Source organism: Bacillus sp. 2D03, assembly GCF_003946765.1.
In the GTDB taxonomy this organism is placed as follows: domain Bacteria; phylum Bacillota; class Bacilli; order Bacillales; family Bacillaceae_G; genus Bacillus_A; species Bacillus_A cereus.
Genome location: NZ_RPSJ01000008.1, coordinates 204389 through 222284, shown reverse-complemented (window position 1 = coordinate 222284; position 17896 = coordinate 204389). Strand labels below are relative to the sequence as shown.

The window sequence follows — 17896 nt, the reverse complement described above, 5'->3', positions numbered from 1 at the left end:
CCTTACTCAATTAATGCGCCCTTTGGCTGAAGAAGGGCACATCAGTTTATCACTGATTTTTCTTTTCTAATTTTAATTGATTAACAATGTAAGATACTAATGTAATTAACGGATTAATAATAGTCTTAGATGTTTTATACTCAACTTGCTGAGATGCATCAACCATAGATAATTGAGCAACGGAGATAACTTTCTTTGTATCTTTAATGATTTGATTTAAGAACTTTGCAATTTCTTGGTCGTATTCTTCTTTTAGTCCTTGCATTATCAATTCAAAAGTACTATTTATAACAATAACCTCTAAATCTAAAGATTTTTGATGATTATTAGCATGATGTTTAAGGCGTTCTACCGTACCTTCAACAGTTGCAGGATTTGTAAAAAGAATGGTCTGAGGCTGCTGTATATTGCAGAGGTAATCAAAGAATGGTTCATCAATTTTAATAATTGGCACTGAAATTGAGAGTTGGTCTTCCTGTAAAATTGCAATATAGTTTGTGCAAGTAATAAGGATAGCATCAACATTACATTGGGCAATCCATTCTATTTGCTCTTTAACTTTAAATTGAGCATCTGATTCTTGAAAATTTTCATTTAATGTAACTCGATACATTAAAGCTGGGTCAACAAAATGTATTAATTCAATGTTAAATAGGGAAAATGCGTTTTCTATATATTCTATATTTGAATAATGGGCGTGTAAGCACCCTAATCTTTTTCTCAATTCCATTCCACCTCTATTATATTTCTGCTTATTCTATCAGTATGCGCATCCAAATGTCTATCAAAATTGAGATTGAGACCTTTCCTCTTATTCCACAATATAGTCCTTTAGTGCAGGAACTTTATTGCTATTCAACGATTCCTTAATCCGCCTTTCAGTACAGATCTTCTATTCACTATAAAAACATCACAATTTTTTTATAAACGTCGCGATTTTATTCAAAACATCGCATCTTTTTTAAAAACATCGTGACTTTATTTACAAGCGACATATAGACATATTTTTCAACCGCTTCCTGTACGTTAAGGGACTCGTTATTCTTTTTACAGTTTTTTATTATGAAATTCTAAATAACTAATTATAATAGGTGAAAAAACGATCAATAGTTGGGTTACGGAAAGGATTCGAAATTACATTCTTTCTCAATACATATTATGGATAAATAAAGTAAAATATGGGTTGGGGTTATGTCTCATGTTGTGTTAATCCTAACAATAACTAAGGGTACATAATATGCTTTCATACCTTTGAATAATTTTGTTATAGGAGGGATGGAGATTTAAATGGCTCAAATTGTTGGTATTGATAGATACCTTTGTACTGGGGCTTTATCTATATGCGTGAGGGCCTTTCCCTAAGTCTTGTCAGGAAGTAAGGAACAGTAGGCAAACACTTATACAATATGAATAGAGGAGAGGAATGCCTTATGAAAATACGTAGTCAAATTACATGTGCAAGTCTGGCCCTTTTAATAGCTGGAAGTTCCCTGTTATATACAACACCAACCTCAATTGTAAAAGCAGAGCCCACGCAAAATGTATCTAGTTCGTTACAAACAAATACTCAACGAGATCGTAATTCCGTCAAGCAAGCAATGCGGGATACATTGCAACTTGGATACCCGGGGATACTTGCTAAAACTTCTGAGGGTGGAAAAACGTGGGGGTATGCCGCTGGAATAGCGGATCTGAGAACCAAGAAACCGATGAAAACAGATTTTCGCTTTCGCATTGGGAGTGTGACGAAGACGTTCACTGCAACAGTTGTACTTCAATTAGCTGGAGAGAATCGCCTGAATCTAAACGACTACATCGAAGACTGGTTGCCTGGTGTCATTCAAGGAAATGGATATGATGGTAACAAGATTACTATCCGGCATATATTGAACCATACAAGTGGTATCGCTGAATACTCAAGGTCAAAAGACGCTGATTTTACGGATACAAAAAAATCGTATACGGCTGAAGAGTTAGTGAAGATGGGGATTTCTCTACCCCCAGACTTTGAACCAGGAAAGGGCTGGTCTTATTCAAACACAGGATACGTATTACTGGGTATGCTTATTGAAAAAGTAACCAAAAACAGCTATGCGGAAGAGATTGAAAATCGGATTATTGAGCCACTTGAATTGTCGAATACATTCCTACCTGGGAATTCAAGTGTTATTCCAGGCACCAACCATGCCCGTGGATATGACCAACCAGACAGAGCAAGTGAGCTAAAAGACGTTACTTATTATAACCCAAGTGCAGGTAGCTCTGCTGGAGATATGATTTCTACTGCTGACGACTTAAACAAATTCTTCACTTACTTGCTCGGTGGCAAATTACTGAAAGAACAACAACTAAAACAAATGCTTACTACAGTTCCTACAGGAAGAGAAGGAATCGATGGATATGGTCTTGGAATCTATGAAACTAAGCTTCCGAACGGTGTCTCGATATGGGGACACACAGGTGGCATTCTAGGGTTTACTACTCTTGTTGGAGGTACACTTGGAGGCAAGCATACGTTGGTCGTCAATTGGAACAGTTTGGGTAGAGCTGACAGTCCTAATCCTTTTAAAAATATTTTACTTGCTGAATTTAGTAAGTAGGAAAAAGGAAAAATTTACCGTAGTTTTCATAGTTAAAAATATACTTTTCTGGTTCAAAAGCCCCACCTTATTTTCGAGAAAAATTTGGGGCTTTTTTGTTTTGGTGGCGTTTATTCTTCTTAAGTTGGTGGATGTGGGGTAGCACCACATCACCATCAAGCTAAGGTTTTGAAGTACACACTAAATGAAAATTCTCTTTCTCTTCAATTAGTTATTTTGAGAATTCAACTCATTTTTTCTTTTTGGGGGTATTTACCTTTCTTAAGTTGATGGGCATGTGGCGGACCCCCTTTTAAAACTTTATTTTTTCGCAACCAAAGGACAAATAAAAAAAGTCCTTAACAATTTGTTAAGGATTACGGAATAAAACCGCAATTTGGGTTAAAACCCAATCAGTTTGTAGAAAATAAATTGCAAGTATAGTAGCAATTGTATTCCCAAAAGCAATGTTTCAAATGAATTTTAACACACCTGTAACTGTAATAGTATCAACAAAATGTGGATTGAATTACAAATAGTGGTTGCGAATATTGGAAAAGTTCAAAAATTAATTACATCTCATGAAGAAAAAGCATTAAGAAGAACTTGTAGCGATAAATTTTTAGAGGAAGCACCGATAGCGGGCGCTTTTTTCTTTGCTATATAAAATTTATATAATAATTGAGAAATTTACTAAGCAAACAATTGAACACTGTAACTCATCATCCATATCTCACATATAGATTCATAACTAAAATATTTAAAACAAACGTTTGTTTAATTCTCCTACACCAAATTTCTTCATCACATAAATAAAAAAATAAGAATACTCCATTTACATATATTCAAGAATTACAGTTAGTTATAACGTAAAACTCATTTTCTTATAGTTAATTAATCTTGAATATTTTTATACATGTTTCTGTAAGAATCCTACATTCTTCTCTATTTACCTATACTTACATTTTTTATAATTTATTATGGTATAGATATTGATTCAAAACATTTTATACAAAATGCATAAGTGGTATTTTTAGGGATTAATAGCTCGCTATAACATCTCATTTATTTAATTCACAAAATTTTCAAAAATAAAATCTTAAAGAATTGCAATTTGCTGTATAATGGAATCAAACCATATATAAGATAGTTTCCCCGATATGAATAACCAGATATTTTATGTGTCCTGTGTATTGGCTGTAACCGCAAAAAGAACTTGTAGGATTCCTACAAGTTCTTTTTGCTTTTCTTATTGTATTTAGAGTAGGAACTTTTCAATATACCAGAAAAAATAATGAAGTATTTATCTCTAGTTTGCTAACTCAAGTTTGTATGTTTGAATTTTAATAGGTTTCATTAATAAAAATAGTTTAGACTATAGAATAAAACATTAGACTGTTAAAAAAATAAGCAAAAAGGGAAGAACCACCAATATTCTTCCCTTTTCGCCTTTAATTAGGGTTTCTATATTAATGAATATAGAAGATTATAAAATGTTGGATGCAACATTTTACTCTTGAAATTATAGCAAAATTGACAGGTGTTTTTTATGCAATATTGCATAAAAAGATTATTGTTTATCAAAGATACTGTCTCATGATAGACGATTCTGATGCAAAAACTTAAGGACCAGAATCTGGAGAAGTATTACAAAGGGAAAATAAATAAGCGGTATACTGCGATGCAAAAATTTCTAGGGTAAATCGTATTTTTGATAATTAGCATAAGTAATCCCTTAAATAAAAAAATTCAGGTATGAGGGGGTATTTTTTGAGCCTTTGCCATATCTCAATAGGAAAGTATCAGTATATCGAGTTTACATTAATTCACAAACAAACCATGTATTGATACTAAAGTGAACATTGCTTATTATAAAATACAAAAGGGGGCTACTATTATGTACAACTCAAAAAAAAGAATCGCCATTATTGGAGCTGGTCCAGGTGGATTAACTCTTGCACGTATTTTGCAGCAAGCAGGATTTGAACCTTTGATTTACGAACGTGAACCTTCGTCAACTGAACGATCTCAAGGAGGAACGCTTGACTTGGAATTTCATACAGGTCAAAAAGCTCTACGAGTGGCTGGACTGATGAAAGAATTTGAAAAAGTTTGCCGTTATGAAGGGCAGGAATTAAGGATTATGAATAAGAATGGTCACCTTCGCTATAAGAATGATTTCCAGGATAAAGAGGAAAATTCCAGACCCGAGATTGACCGAATGGATCTAAGAAATTTGCTATTAAATTCTCTACACCCCAATTCCGTTCAATGGGGCTATAAGTTAATTCAGGCTGTCCCTGTGGCAAATCATCAATATGAACTTCAATTCGAACATGGAGAAAAAGTTACTGTGGATCTTGTCATTGCAGCTGATGGTGCTTTCTCACGAATTAGACCTCTGGTAAGCAAGGCCAGTGCCAAATACTCTGGTATTAGCATGATTGAATTAAGTATAATGAATGTCGCTGACCAGCATCCAGACATTTTAAAATTTAATGGCAGTGGCTCTATGTTTGCAATGGGGGACAATAAAACACTTGTGGCTCAAGTAAACGGTGACGGTAGAATTCGCATCTATTTAGGGTTCCGAACGAGTTACAATTTTTTAGATGAATGTGGCATTCCCTTTCATGAACCAGAGAAGGCTAAAAAAGAATTGTTGGAATATTTCGATGATTGGTCGGGCGATTTAAAAAAATATATTTTATGTGCGAATGGAGAAATAATCCCTAGAAGAATCTATATGCTCCCTGTGCATCACCGATGGGAAAATAGATTTGGAGTTACGCTTATCGGTGATGCCGCTCATTTAATGTCTCCTTTTGCTGGTGCTGGAGCAAATTTGGCCATGCTGGATGGCGCAGAACTAGCGCTGTCCATCATTAATCATTCTAATTTGAATGATGCAATTAAAATCTATGAAGACAAAATGTTTGCATACGCTGGAGAAATGGCAGCCATTACTCAAGTTAACTTAGATATGTTTTTCTCAGACCGTGCAGATGAAAAATTGAAGGAGGTTTTTCGTGATATCCAGCATTGATACATTAAAATTTGCGCAGAAGAATTAGTAAAAATATTTTGTTAGTTGTAGAAAGTAGTATTTAGTAGAGAGACATAGCGTTTTATGTCACTCTACTTTTTTTAACATCTTTTGTAGATTTGAAATAAAGTTATGAAATTTCGTATATAAACGTAAAATTACCTTGTGATAAAGCAAAATAAAAAATACAAGGAAACCATCGTATTTTTTATTACGATGGTTTTCTAAACGGATGAAAGCCCTAGTTAATTAAGGATGAAGAGGATATTGTAAGATACATTTTGTATTACATAAAATATGCAAGTTTGATTAATAAAAATGGATGAGTTGATACTATTCAAATTGCCTTCTTTTTAAACGTTCAATCGCCTCACGTTTCTTCTCATTATTGATGTTCGTATAGATACTGGTCACCTCGACAGAAGTATGACCAAGTTGATCATGTAACAATACCAGATCCTTATTTTCTTTATAGTGATTTATAGCATAGGTATGGCGCATTTGATGAGGGCTATGCTTCTCATCAAATGCACTTAAATATTTATCACTTAACTTCTGTATAGCTCTAACAGTTAACTGCGTATATTTCCTTTTATAATTTGTTACGAAAAGTAAGTCTTCATCTTGAGGGCAGTTATATTGATTCTGGTGCAAAAACTTAAGGACCATTGCAATGAATCTATAAACCTTGGACATACTGATACTATTACTTTAGAAAGGGTGTGTGATTGGTGTGGAAAAGGAAAATGTATTCAAATGAAAGCATTCTCAGTCTTATTTTGTTAACGGTAAGATGGTACCTACGGTACAACCTCAGTTTTCGTGATTCAGTGGAAATAATGGAGGAACGGGGCTTATCTATTTCTTATATAACGATTATCCGTTGGATTCATCAGTACAGTTCTGAATTGGACAAACGAATCCGATATCACCTAAAAAAAATAAATGACTCCTGGAGAGTCGATGAAACCTATATCGAAGTAAAAGGTCAATGGAAGTATCTGTATTGTGCTGTTGATTTTAAAGAAAATACAATCGATTTTTACCTAAGCAAAACAAGAGACCTGAAGACTGCAAAGTGCTTTTAATCAAAATCAGATAATATTTAACAAACTTTGCAACAGAACCAAATTGTTTATTTATATAAAAAAATAGGAAATAATGATTCTAAATCATTGTTTCCATTTAAGAAGATTATTTGGCACTTTAAAATATGAATAGACAACATGTCAGCAACATAAAAAAACGATATAACAATACATGTAGTGGCCGACTTTTATTTCTTAGAAAGATTTTATAACGGTTTGGATAGATCCTGTTTCATGATTAAAACAAAATGAAATTTTAATACTAAATTATGTTTATAACAAGAAAGTGAGGGGATTTTTACTATGGCGGAGCAAAAAAGCAGAAGTAGACATTTGATTGATCCAGAAATTATCAGGGCAGTTGATTTAATACCAACAAACGCACTTACCCAATCTACGCTAATGGAATCACGTAAGAATCAATCACAAATGATGCCACAAATAGATATAACACAGATGTTCCCTGTCACATTTGAAGAAAAGGTTGTGCCAAGTTATTTTGGTGGTCCGGATATTCGAATAGAAATCATTAAACCAACTCAATCAAAGTATTATAGGATGCCCTTATTTTATTCGATCCATGGTGGCGGAATGGTTTTAGGAAGCCCAGCCGTTGACCGTTCAAGCAATGCATCATTGGCTGTACAGCATGGTTTTTGTTGTGTATCTGTGTATTATCGCCTGGCACCTGAGCATATTCAGCCAAGTCAACTCGAGGATTGCTATTCAGGGCTAAAATGGTGTATTGAACATGCGGAGGAATTAGGAATAGATACGCAGAAAGTTGCTCTTGCGGGTAGCAGCGCTGGCGGCGGATTGGCAGCTGGATTAGCCCTATACATTCGTGATCAGAAGGAATTCGAAATCCATCATCTAAGACTAATAAGGCCAATGCTAGATGACCGTACGAGTATTGCACCAGAGCATCCCTATGCAGGGGAATTTATTTGGACAAAACAAAGTAATTATTTTGGCTGGAAATCCGTATTAGGGCATGAACTAGGTCTGGAGGAAGTAAGTGAATATTACGTACCTGCACGTGCAAAGTCATTGGCTGGGTTACCACCGACTTATATGAATATAGGTACCATTGATTTATTTATAGACGAAGCCTTAATATTTGCGAAACAACTGATTTTTGATGGTGTTTTAGTGGAATTACATGTCTACCCTGGGTACCATCATTTGTCTTCTATGTTTCCAGAGGCACATTTTTCAAAAGAAGATGCCAAGTCAAGAGAACACGCCTTACTGAAAGCACTGAAGTTAATTTGATATTAATGGTGAAAGTGGGTGCGGTTAGAGGAAGTTTAACAACATAGTTATTAAAATAGTAAATGAAAAGAGCACACAGATAATTATGCTCTTTAAAAAATAAATTTTTATGAGGGAAGAGTGTAAATTAAATAATAGAAATTATTCATTGTTTTTATAAAGAGAAGAGTTCATAGCAAACTCTTCTCTTTATTACGTTTCAAAAGGTACACCCTTTGGTTCGCTTTTTATTATTACGTGTTCAAAGATATAGAGAGCATTTGATATGCCTATAAAAGTGTACCTTTATAAACAGTTTTGAGTTGTAGGTTAGTAACTAGAAACGAAATCAATTTTCTATTGACTTACAATTTGAATTTTCTTAAGGAATAAAAAGAGCCTATACTTCACTGAAGTATAGGGGGAGAGACAGAAATTAATCAGTTATTAATTTCGAATAGATACTTAAATCGATGAATTTTCCATTTGATTTTTCACTTTTTCTTAGCGTTCCTTCTAATGTAAATTTTAATTTTTTTAAAACACTTATGGAATTTAGATTTTCAGGTTCAACTTTTGCTTCAATGCGGTTTAGCTTTAAATTAGTAAATGCATAGTCTAATAAAGCGGAGATTGCTTCAGGTGCATATCCTTTGCCCCAAAATGCTTTTGAAATATCATAACCAATCTCAGTTTTAGAGTTTTCGAAATCTAAGAAATTATAACCACATGAACCAATGATTTGATTAGATTTTGCTTCGATAATAGTAAATCGGAGCGCTTTATTGCTTTGAGCCAGCTCGTTTAGAAATTTAATCATGTCTTTTGCTTGATCCTCAGTAGTGAAATTAATAATATTCATGAATTTCGTAACATCTGGATCAGACCATATTTTAAATAAGCTTAATGAATCGGATTCTTCTGTTTTTCTTAAATGTAATCTTTGTGTGTATAATTCTGTAATCAATACTTTTACCTCCATTATATTGGTGATGGGTAGATTAAAAATATTGATATCTGCGCATAATTCAGCCCTTTCTACTCTTAGTTATTTTTTATTATACATGAGAGAAATAGAGAGAGGGAATTATTTGATTTTTTATATCTACTTTGTTTCTTAATTGTTTTTTCCATTTAATAGCACAAGTGATTTCATTAAAATGAAAGGAGAAAATCTTTACCTTTACTTCAAATATCAGTACGTGATTGATATTAGTAATAATAGAATAGTTATTTAAACTTTAGGGGAGGAACAATAATATGGCAAAAGTTCTAATGTTTAATTTTCCAGGAGAAGGACATATTAATCCGACAATTGCACTTGTCGAAGAACTAATAAAAAGAGGCGAGGAAGTTATTTACTATTGCGTAGAAAAGTATAGAAGTAAAATAGAGAATACAGGAGCTTTGTTTCGACCATATGAAAATTTCATATCACAAATAGACATGGTAAAAAGAATGAGTGGGCAAATAGATTCTCAAGAACTATTATTACACATGGTAAAATCCATGGATAAAATAATAGAGATAATTTTAGAAGAAGTAAAAGAAGAAGAATACGATTATGTTATATATGATAATAATTTCGCTGTTGGATGGATCATAGCAGAAGTATTACAATTACCTAAAATTTCTTCATGTACAACATTTGCCATTACTAAAAAGATAGCTTCTACTCTTATGAAAAATCATGGAGAAGAAAATAAAAAATCCCCTTTATATCAGGAAGTCATGTGTATTTTGAAAAAATGGGAAGATATTTATGGAATTACTCTTAATGAAAAACAGAATGTGATGACATGCCCAGGGGATATTACAATTGTATATACATCAAAATTGTATCAACCAAATGTCGAAGAATTTGATGATTCTTATATATTTGTCGGGCCCTCTATTGCACAGCATAAATATGTAGATTCTTTTTCCTTAGAACAGGCAAAGGGAAACAAGCTGATTTTTATTTCTATGGGAACAGTATTTAACCAGCAACCCGATTTTTATTACACATGTTTTGAAGCATTTCGAGATAGCTCGGTTACTGTCATATTAGCTATAGGGGAACAAAATGATATTAGTCAATTAGATAATATTCCTTCTAATTTTAAGCTATATAATTACGTTCCTCAATTAGACATTCTACAACATACTGATCTATTTATTACACACGGGGGAATGAATAGTTCCAGTGAAAGCTTATATTTTGGTGTTCCTATGCTAGTTATTCCAGTTATGGGAGATCAGCCTATAGTTGCTCAAAGAATAGAAGAATTAGAAGCCGGAGTCCAGTTAGATCGTAATTTGCTTACTCCGGAAATATTACGTAATACAGCAATGCATGTGTTATCGAATGATATTTATATAAAAAATAGCCATAGAATTGGAGAATCTTTAAAAAATGCTGGAGGATATAACAAGGCAGCTGATGAAATTGAAACCTTTAAATTTAAAATGGGTATTAAGTAAAGCAAAACTACTGTGACTTTAAAAGTGAACTATGAAAATGATTTATATGGAGGGAACTAAAATGAAGATTTTAGAACAAAAATATCAAGAAACTAACTATCTACAATCTTATGAGAAAAGTCTAAAATTATGGCCAACTAGTTTTTTATCTTACTTTGTAGAAACATCTCAAGGGAAGACTCATATTATTGAAAGTGGTAATAAATTAGCACAACCTCTCGTATTACTCCATGGAGCAAAGATGAGTTCGACAATGTGGTATTCAAATATTTTACACTGGAGTAAACATTTTAGAATAATGTGTATTGATATTTTAGGAGATAAAAATAAAAGTGTTCCAAAAAAGGGCTTTACAGATCGCTTAAGTTACGCACTATGGTTAAAAGAAGTATTACATACATTAGAAATTAATAGCACCAACATTGTAGGATTGTCATATGGTGCTTTGCATACTGTTAACTTCTTGACATTTTTTCCAGATAAGGTAAATAAGGCCGTAATAATGAGTCCTGCAGCAACGTATATTCCTTTTTATCCTTTGTTTTTTTCCTATGCTTCAGGAATGATGAATAGTAGGGAAGGGGTCGAGAAATTTTTAGAGTGGATTTTTGATAATCGATACACTATTCATCCATTTATTCAAGAACAATTGGTAGCAGGAATGATGTGGAATAATTCAGTGAAAAATGAAACTCCAACAGAACAGGGATTTCCATATATTTTTACAAATCAAGAGTTAGCCAAAATTCAAACGCCTATGCTGTTAATGTTAGGAGAGAATGAAGTAATGTATAACCCAATAGAAGCTTTCAAATGTGCTGAAAATTCATCACCCAATCTAACTGTAGAATTGGTGAAAGATGTAGGACATTTAATGTCCATGGAGAATCCTCAATATATAAATAGCCGTATTTTGGAGTTTTTTAACAAATAAGGCATCTCTAGTATCACATTGCAGATGTAGAATCCATAAAGTTAGTATCTACAACTACTTGAACACCACGTGTATGGTAACTGTCCTTGATGTGTCATATCATGTAACTATGTCGTTTTTAACGTGGGAATTGGTTTGGATATAAACAGAAATATTGCGAGGATAGTAGTTAATGATTCAATGATTTTAAAAAAGGAATGAATCGACGAGTACTATTCATTTCTGTGGTCAAAGGTACCTGTAATACATTTCCTTCAAGAAGGGGTTTATTTGCTAAAAAATTGTGGCTGAGGAATTTGTGGAGTATGTGGTGATTGGTATAAAAATTCTATCTAATAACCTATCAGTTTTATGTTGTTTATTGTTATTCAGTTAGGTTTATATATCTTGCTTTTTACTTTATTCATTTTAAGCATTTTAATTTTTGAGATACTAGAAGTTGAATAATTACGAATAAATACGTTTGATTTATATTCTATTTTTTAGTTATTAAGTTAACTTATTATACAATAGTTCAATATTTTATTATGGACGGAACTCAAGTTAGGTTAGTCTAAATGAAACTGATGTTTGATTCTAAATTAAGTACATTTTGGGTACCGCCACATGCCCACCAAGCTAGTAAAATGAAACATTCCTCAAAAGAGAAAAATTGATATCTCTGGAGTAAAAATATACAATTTTTCTCTTTTGAGGAACATGATGAAAACATAGCTTGATGGCTATGGGAAGTATCCATATAGAAGGGCGTTTTAAAAAGGGTTAGCTAAATTTTATCCCCAAATTTAATTCTGAAATTGGTGATAAAACGTTGATTATTTAATATAGGGTAATCTTTACAAATAATAAAGTTGGGTTTAAAATCTCTTTTTGTCTTTCGTGTACAATTCCTAGAATCACATAGTACCCCTAATAAAAGGAGAAAAGAAAGTTGAAATCATCCTTAGATAATATTCAAGAGAGTGAAAAATCACAAAATCAAGGGCAAACAATATGGAAATCCATGTCTATGTTTTTAGTTCCCTTGCTTTTAAGTAATATATTACAATCAGTTGGACAATTGTTTGGTATGGTAGTGGTAGGGCGATGGCTTGGTGTGAATGATTTAGCTGCTATTTCAGCATTTTTCCCATTATTCTTTTTACTTGTATCATTTGTAATTGGGATTGGATCAGGTAGTTCGATTTTAATTGGTCAGGCATTTGGTGCCCGTAATGAAGATCGTTTAAAAGCTATCGTTGGTACGACGCTGACTTTTACCTTTATAATAGGAGCTATTTTGGCAGTGGTGGGAAGTATATTTGCCCTAAATATTATGCGCCTTATGGGCACGCCAGAAAATATAATTGATATGAGTGTGCATTATGCGCGTATTTTATTTATTTCTATGCCAGTTTTATTCTTATATTTTGCCTATACAACATTTATGCGAGGTACAGGAGATTCTAAAACACCATTTTATTTCTTAATTGTTAGTACAGCTTTAAATATGATTTTATTACCTATTCTAATTTTTGGCTGGCTAGGAATACCGAAGTTTGATGTGTATGGGGCCGCTTATGCTTCTGTTATCTCAACCATTGTAACATTTGTTGTTATGCTTATTTATTTAAAGAAGAAGAATCATCCACTGCAATTAGATGAGACAGTACGGAAATATCTTCGTATGGATTGGGATTTATTAAAACTATTATTACGCCTTGGGATTCCAGCGAGTATTAATATGATACTTATTTCGTTATCTGAGATTGCGGTAATCGCATTTGTGAATCGCTTCGGATCTGATGCGACTGCTGCATATGGGGTTGTGAACCAGGTTGCAAGTTATGTTCAGATGCCGGCAGTCAGTCTTGGAATTACAGTATCCATTTTCGCTGCACAATCCATTGGTGCGAATCAATTTAATCGATTACAGAAAGTTATTCGCGCTGGAATTGTTATGAACTATATAATTGGTGGAATATTAATCACTCTTATTTACTTGTTTTCAAGAGAAATCCTAGCGTTATTCTTAACGAGCCCAAATACAATCGAAATTGCACATAGTTTAGTGATGATTACACTTTGGAGTTACTTAATTTTTGGTCATGCTCAAATTATTGGTGCGACAATGCGAGCAAGTGGAACTGTACTATGGCCCACTGTTATCGGTGTCGTATCAATATGGCTTGTAGAAGTCCCAGTTGCTTATTACCTTTCTTATCATGCAAATTTTGGTATAAAAGGAATATGGATTGGATATCCAGCTGCATTTATTGTGAGTTTACTTTTGCAATACGGATACTATAAACTTTCATGGCAGAAGAAACGCATTTCGCGACTTGTTAGTTAGAAAAGAAGGTGAAAAATGAGGTTGTCCCATAAGTCAATTGTAGGGGTATGGAAACATCGCCATCAAGCTAACAAAACGGAGATACCCCAAAACGGGAATATCTCCGTTTTATATTTCCAACACAATTTTATCCTTTTAGAGAAGAATACATTTCTTAAATTGATGGTAATATGGTAAGTTGTATTTTAAAAATAATGTTACGATGTTTATAAACAAGGTGCGTTGAAAAATGAAATATGTTGATAGATTTCTTAATAATATTCATATAAAATACTATTTTGAATTTGATAAAACTGTGTTTCAAACTAACGATAGAATGTATTTTGAAGAAAGGAACATAGGATAACAAATGAAAGTAAACATTAACATCATTGAAAAACTTAAAGAAGAATCTTGTACTTTTTACGTTCATAAAGTTACATCTTTCATTCAAGATATGGTATCCACACTAGAGAATAGTTCTGATGATTATTTAATAGTAAATTCTATCCACAAAAATGAACAAGAAAAAATCTCTTGTTCAACTATTTATTATTTGGAATACCTTGAAAGAAAAGTGTTTATTTATACAAAAGAAAATATATTTGAGGTAAAAAGTCCTTTATATAAATTGCAATATACACTTCCAGATAACTTTATTAGAATTTCAAAGGCTACAATTGTCAATATCCATTTTTTAAATAAATTCTCGGCTAAGACGAGTGGAAATCTAGAAGCACTGCTTTCAAATGGCGAAAATTTAATTGTATCAAGAAAATATGTTTCTTCTTTAAAAAATAAGCTAAAACAGTATTCTAAATAACCACATATGTATTGATTTTTACCACTTATGTTTAAAAGTATTTCTTTATATCTCCTTTAATGTAAATATTAATAAAAACAAAGGAGGAGATACAATGATTAAAGAAGTGCTTATAAGAACTCCATTATGGGTATGGATATTATTAGTTATTTTAATAAAAAGAGGTATTGCTATTTCTCAAGAAAGACCGATTAATTTGTCTAAAATGTTTCTTGTTCCTGTGATTTTTATGATGTGGGGTTTGGAGAAAATTATTAATAAATTTTCTCACCTAGGGTATTGTTTAATAAGCTATACTATTTTCATTCTTCCAGGCATTTTAATTTGATATTTGTTATATAAAAAATATCAAATTTATTTTAAACAAGAAACAGTTATTTTTAGAAAGAAATGTTATTTGCCATTAATAATTATTTTGATTAACTTTTTTGTGAAATATCTTTTAAATGTAACTTTAGAAGTATCTTCATCATCTTATGATGATATTGCATTTAATGTAATGTATTCTGCTATAAGTGGATTGTCTGTAGGTTTATTTTTTGGAGGAATCTTATATACATTTTATATGCAATCAAAATTAAAGAATATTACCTTACAGTCATAAAAAAATACGAAAGGAAAAAAATATTGAAATTAAAAGAACGACTATATAAAGGCTTAGGAACGGGATCATTTATATATATGATAGTTTTACTATCGAGAAACAATAGCACCTTTATTACAAAAACTGAAATAATAAGTGTTCTGTTAATTTCTGCTTGTGCAGGTATTTTCACATTTATTTTTGATGTTGAAAGAATAAGCTATGTATTTGCTTTAGTAATTCATTTTTTCATAATGATTTTAGTTATTTTTCTTATATCTATATATAACCATTGGATAGCAACCTTTCCAACTGTTGATTTTTTCGAAAGTATAATTTTGATATATGCATTTTCTTGGCTTATATCCTATTTAAATACAAAAAAAGATGCTAAAGAATTAAATATGTTACTAAAAAACAATAAAAAGCAAAACGCATAAAATATCCGTTTTTAAGGTATTTGCTTTTCTTAACTCGATGGCTATGTGGCGAGACTATCCATTACAAGAATCTATTAAATTCATTTATAAAAAAGTACCCCTAGATTTATCTAGGGGTACTTTTTTATAAGGAATTACTTTCAATATAAACAGGAGGGGTATACCCATTAATTAGTATTGGAACAATTAATGAAGAAGCCCAAACCTCCCAGTAAATCTTTTTTCATAATTCTTCATCTCAAGCTTTATTAAACTATTTATTTACCACACTTGCATCAACTTTTACAATTAGTTTTCCTTTTTCAACAATTCCTGAAACTTTTTTAATTTTTAATGGAGCATTTCTTGGTAATATTAATTCCGCATATTCATTTCCCATATATACAGCATGTGTTCCTTTTGGAACTTCAATATCCATACGAATTGTTTTTGGCTTTTCTCCTAGATATTTATCAAGAATAGCTAGTGACGTACTTGTAAAACCTTTGTCTTTAACAGTTTTCCCTTCAAACTTTTTCTTGAATTTTTCAATTGATTCTTTATTAACTATAGTTTCTTTTGGGTTTTTTGGATCTTTGGGAAAAAATGTCCCCGGGGCAATTCCAAACTGTTGTTCATCTGTATATCTATATACCATAATTGTATCTGGTACACTAGCAGTATTTTGTTTAAATACTTTATCCATTTCTGCAGCGTATTCTTTTGCTACTTTTACATACTCTTTAGGATATCCATCTACTTTCCCTTCTCTTAAAGCTTGATTAATCCTTGTTCCATTTTGCTCATAGTTATTAAAAGCTTCTTTTGCTTTTGGTGTTACTACAATTTTATCTCTATGATTAGGAAGGTTCTTTCCATAATTTTTTGCTTCTTTTTCTTTGTCTTTAAAATCTATCAATTTATCTAAAAATGTATCAGTATTTTTTGTAGATTCAATAGAAGAAATAGGATAATCGAGAGTTGAACTTTGCTCCATTGCAGATGCTACATTAGCTGTTCCACTCATAAGAACTATAGTAGCTAGACTAAAAAAAGCAACTTTTTTACTTAACATGCGAATTTTCCCCTTTCAATGTCTTTAATATTTTTCAATTAGCTAAAACATTACAGTACTCAATTAATTGTGTAAACATTAAGAAATTTATAAATATTATTTTGAATTTTAAGTTTGTTTAAAATTCAAAATAATATTTACTAGTACTAACATTGTAGATATTGATTTAGTGGTAAATTAACAATTTTTTCGAAATAACTTTATTCAAAAAACTTCCCCTAAAAAACAAACTTCAAAAGGTACACCTTTTTGAACATATTTAAAGATTACAAAGAAAAAATAAGTTTTACAAAACATACAAAATGTTAAACTCAAAGAACCTAGTAATGTTAAGCAAACATACTAATATCACTGGATTTTTATTTGGTTATTTAATGACGGGTTTTACATATTAAAAAAATGTAAAAATAGTTTTACTGTTGTAGTTGAATTTTCCCAAAAAGTGATATTTTAAATTGGATACTTATTTCATAGTAAAGCAAAAAGCACCCACCATGGGTGCTTTTAAATTTATATATGTTTGTACTTGAACCGTTTTTAAATTCTTAACAATAAAAAAGAATTTAAAAAACGAAAATTATAAAATAAATCCAATCATTATATTAATGAATTGGCCAATCTTAGCTACAACTTGGGAGCCATGAGCCACTATTGAGTTAATATCAGTTAAAGCTGCTTGTGCTTATCTAAGAAGAGAGGGTCTTACAGCTGCACCTTGTTCCGCATTTTGTGCTATTTCTTCAACAAAATCCAAAGCATTCTCTTTAACATCTGAGTTCTCAATAGATATCTCTTTTAGTAATTCTATTTAGTAGAATATTCCCCTGTATAGCATCATTTTTGAGTCCTGATTCCATGAGATTGAAGTTAAGATATATTGAAAAGATCTTATTGAGATTTCTTGTCAATTTCTCATGAGTTTTCAGTTTATTCGGAAATTTAATGGTTTTAATTTTACAGTTTAGTGAAATAGTGGGTTTGAAGATAATATAAAGCGTCTACAGGACAATAGTTATGGATATAAGATGAAAATATCGTATGTGCATAGCAAAACATAACGGAAAATCAACAACATGAACGGAAGGGTAAACAGTACTGTAGCATATGAACTTATTTGGTCTGTCTTAGGAGTCGTACAATGCAAAATTGTAAGTCAGCAATCCTAGAAATAAATTTGCCTTTGGTAGTAAGCGCTCCACTAACGATGTTCATCCTCAATATTTTCTTAAAACGTTTCAAGGAATTTAGTTTATGTATATAACTTTATAAAGAATATTAAATCTGTAGCATATGTAATTCCTTTTGAATGAATTCACTTATA

The 17896-nt window shown here is 31.8% G+C and carries 13 protein-coding genes and 2 pseudogenes; 11 read left to right on the top strand and 4 right to left on the bottom strand.

All coding sequences use genetic code 11. The annotated features are described in order from the left end of the window. Nucleotides 1-49 precede the first annotated feature (49 nt). Nucleotides 50-730 (bottom strand): hypothetical protein, encoded by a 681-nt coding sequence (locus EBQ15_RS19290; RefSeq protein ID WP_002001615.1) that lies wholly within the window; start codon nucleotides 728-730, stop codon nucleotides 50-52. Nucleotides 731-1430: 700 nt separating this feature from the next. Here EBQ15_RS19290 and EBQ15_RS19285 point away from each other — a divergent pair. The 3 genes from EBQ15_RS19285 (at nucleotide 1431) to EBQ15_RS19280 (ending at nucleotide 5625) form a co-directional block, all read left to right on the top strand. Then, on the top strand, nucleotides 1431-2600 hold the full coding sequence (locus EBQ15_RS19285; RefSeq protein ID WP_000702507.1) for a serine hydrolase domain-containing protein: 1170 nt from the start codon (nucleotides 1431-1433) through the stop codon (nucleotides 2598-2600). Between the two features lie 496 nt (nucleotides 2601-3096). Continuing rightward, a complete protein-coding gene (locus tag EBQ15_RS31250; protein WP_002001149.1) occupies nucleotides 3097-3246 on the top strand; it encodes a hypothetical protein in 150 nt (49 codons plus the stop codon). 1230 nt (nucleotides 3247-4476) lie between these two features. Then, nucleotides 4477-5625, top strand: coding sequence for an FAD-dependent oxidoreductase (locus tag EBQ15_RS19280; protein ID WP_000282782.1), 1149 nt, complete (start codon nucleotides 4477-4479; stop codon nucleotides 5623-5625). Between the two features lie 333 nt (nucleotides 5626-5958). Here EBQ15_RS19280 and EBQ15_RS19275 read toward each other — a convergent pair. Continuing rightward, nucleotides 5959-6270 (bottom strand): annotated as a pseudogene (locus EBQ15_RS19275) (tyrosine-type recombinase/integrase); the annotation flags it as partial. Between the two features lie 88 nt (nucleotides 6271-6358). Between EBQ15_RS19275 and EBQ15_RS19270 the strand changes: the two are divergent. Together EBQ15_RS19270 and EBQ15_RS19265 are read left to right on the top strand one after the other, a co-directional pair. Beyond that, nucleotides 6359-6710: pseudogene (locus EBQ15_RS19270) on the top strand (IS6 family transposase); the annotation flags it as partial. 306 nt (nucleotides 6711-7016) lie between these two features. Further along, nucleotides 7017-7988: an alpha/beta hydrolase fold domain-containing protein gene (locus tag EBQ15_RS19265; RefSeq protein ID WP_000840477.1), complete on the top strand. Its 972-nt coding sequence runs from the start codon at nucleotides 7017-7019 to the stop codon at nucleotides 7986-7988. Between the two features lie 415 nt (nucleotides 7989-8403). Here the strand turns inward: EBQ15_RS19265 and EBQ15_RS19260 are convergent, their stop codons facing one another. Beyond that, nucleotides 8404-8934, bottom strand: coding sequence for a GNAT family N-acetyltransferase (locus EBQ15_RS19260; protein ID WP_000627284.1), 531 nt, complete (start codon nucleotides 8932-8934; stop codon nucleotides 8404-8406). A 293-nt stretch (nucleotides 8935-9227) separates the two neighbouring features. Here EBQ15_RS19260 and EBQ15_RS19255 point away from each other — a divergent pair, with 293 nt between their 5' ends. The 6 genes from EBQ15_RS19255 (at nucleotide 9228) to EBQ15_RS19230 (ending at nucleotide 15521) form a co-directional block, all read left to right on the top strand. Beyond that, the gene (locus EBQ15_RS19255; protein WP_001151404.1) at nucleotides 9228-10430 is read left to right on the top strand and encodes a macrolide family glycosyltransferase; all 1203 of its coding nucleotides are present in this window, start codon (nucleotides 9228-9230) and stop codon (nucleotides 10428-10430) included. 61 nt (nucleotides 10431-10491) lie between these two features. Continuing rightward, nucleotides 10492-11364 (top strand): alpha/beta fold hydrolase, encoded by an 873-nt coding sequence (locus tag EBQ15_RS19250; RefSeq protein ID WP_000697151.1) that lies wholly within the window; start codon nucleotides 10492-10494, stop codon nucleotides 11362-11364. A gap of 931 nt (nucleotides 11365-12295) precedes the next feature. Continuing rightward, on the top strand, nucleotides 12296-13696 hold the full coding sequence (locus tag EBQ15_RS19245) for an MATE family efflux transporter (RefSeq protein ID WP_000842627.1): 1401 nt from the start codon (nucleotides 12296-12298) through the stop codon (nucleotides 13694-13696). Nucleotides 13697-14045: 349 nt separating this feature from the next. Further along, nucleotides 14046-14498, top strand: a complete 453-nt coding sequence (locus EBQ15_RS19240; protein WP_000867348.1) for a LytTR family DNA-binding domain-containing protein — start codon at nucleotides 14046-14048, stop codon at nucleotides 14496-14498. A 94-nt stretch (nucleotides 14499-14592) separates the two neighbouring features. Further along, on the top strand, nucleotides 14593-14826 hold the full coding sequence (locus EBQ15_RS31675; RefSeq protein ID WP_000589026.1) for a hypothetical protein: 234 nt from the start codon (nucleotides 14593-14595) through the stop codon (nucleotides 14824-14826). 299 nt (nucleotides 14827-15125) lie between these two features. Next, on the top strand, nucleotides 15126-15521 hold the full coding sequence (locus EBQ15_RS19230) for a DUF3021 domain-containing protein (RefSeq protein ID WP_000768136.1): 396 nt from the start codon (nucleotides 15126-15128) through the stop codon (nucleotides 15519-15521). 253 nt (nucleotides 15522-15774) lie between these two features. Here the strand turns inward: EBQ15_RS19230 and EBQ15_RS19225 are convergent, their stop codons facing one another. Continuing rightward, complete coding sequence (locus tag EBQ15_RS19225) at nucleotides 15775-16575, bottom strand: ADP-ribosyltransferase (protein WP_000949431.1); 801 nt, start codon at nucleotides 16573-16575, stop codon at nucleotides 15775-15777. Between the last annotated feature and the right edge of the window lie 1321 nt (nucleotides 16576-17896).

Excerpts from the sequence above, each read along its gene's own strand:
- EBQ15_RS19250 (WP_000697151.1), top strand. The coding sequence starts at position 10,492 with ATGAAGATTTTAGAACAAAAATATCAAGAAACTAACTATCTACAATCT.
- EBQ15_RS19285 (WP_000702507.1), top strand. The coding sequence starts at position 1,431 with ATGAAAATACGTAGTCAAATTACATGTGCAAGTCTGGCCCTTTTAATA.
- EBQ15_RS19240 (WP_000867348.1), top strand. The coding sequence starts at position 14,046 with ATGAAAGTAAACATTAACATCATTGAAAAACTTAAAGAAGAATCTTGT.
- EBQ15_RS19280 (WP_000282782.1), top strand. The coding sequence starts at position 4,477 with ATGTACAACTCAAAAAAAAGAATCGCCATTATTGGAGCTGGTCCAGGT.
- EBQ15_RS19255 (WP_001151404.1), top strand. The coding sequence starts at position 9,228 with ATGGCAAAAGTTCTAATGTTTAATTTTCCAGGAGAAGGACATATTAAT.
- EBQ15_RS19290 (WP_002001615.1), bottom strand. The coding sequence starts at position 730 with ATGGAATTGAGAAAAAGATTAGGGTGCTTACACGCCCATTATTCAAAT.
- EBQ15_RS19265 (WP_000840477.1), top strand. The coding sequence starts at position 7,017 with ATGGCGGAGCAAAAAAGCAGAAGTAGACATTTGATTGATCCAGAAATT.
- EBQ15_RS31250 (WP_002001149.1), top strand. The coding sequence starts at position 3,097 with ATGTGGATTGAATTACAAATAGTGGTTGCGAATATTGGAAAAGTTCAA.
- EBQ15_RS31675 (WP_000589026.1), top strand. The coding sequence starts at position 14,593 with ATGATTAAAGAAGTGCTTATAAGAACTCCATTATGGGTATGGATATTA.
- EBQ15_RS19225 (WP_000949431.1), bottom strand. The coding sequence starts at position 16,575 with ATGTTAAGTAAAAAAGTTGCTTTTTTTAGTCTAGCTACTATAGTTCTT.